This window comes from Actinomadura rugatobispora, assembly GCF_042656285.1.
GTDB lineage: Bacteria > Actinomycetota > Actinomycetes > Streptosporangiales > Streptosporangiaceae > Spirillospora > Spirillospora rugatobispora.
Genome location: NZ_JBHSON010000276.1, coordinates 1 through 704 on the forward strand (window position 1 = coordinate 1; position 704 = coordinate 704).

The window sequence follows — 704 nt, forward strand, 5'->3', positions numbered from 1 at the left end:
GTGCGGCGCCCACGCGTCCCCTTTGGGGTCGAAGTACACCACAGCGTCCCCGAAATCGCGTACGCAGCGAATGAGCGCGTTGGTGGCCATCGCGCTCTTGCCGCTCCCGGGCAGGCCGAGGATCTGAATATTGGTCTTGCGCCAGGTATCACGAGGGACCAGCACCGGCTGGCCCTGCTCATCCTTACCCAGAAACACCGCCTGCTGTTTCCGGGCCTGCTCCGTGGAAAAATCGGCCAGCGCGTTAACCGGTACCGGCTCCCCGAAATGCAGGTGGCGGACGTCTGTCATTTCTCCGGTCCGCTGGCTGCTGCGCCGGCTCTCCTGATTCAGTTTCGCGTTCACCGCCTCGTCAGCGGCCGCAAAATGACCATCAAGCAGCAGGAACGCCAGCAGCCGCGCCAGAAGGACGCCGGCGACAAGCCCTCCGGCACACCAGGCTATCCCGAACAGGTTAGCCGGCTGCAGCAGGTAATAATCTGCGTTCGCATAGAGGTCCGGGCGCAGGACGGTTTCTCCCCAGCTCTCGATAAACACGGCGACAACCAGCCCCCCCAGAAGGGCCAGACCGGCAGCGCCGGTCAGCCAGTACGCGTAGTTCCAGACATGTCGCCGTGCCCTGACCATCCGCCCGGGTGAATCCAGCGAGGCCAGCACCGAAAATGGCACAGTCCGGTTATTATCGCGCTTATAGCGATCGGCAT

1 protein-coding gene is annotated in these 704 nt (G+C 63.4%); it reads right to left on the reverse strand.

Going from position 1 to position 704, the window contains the following annotated elements:
• Positions 1-657: hypothetical protein (locus ACFPZN_RS56315; RefSeq protein ID WP_378293686.1), on the reverse strand; the 657-nt coding region annotated here is incomplete at its 3' end.
• Positions 658-704: the final 47 nt, after the last annotated feature.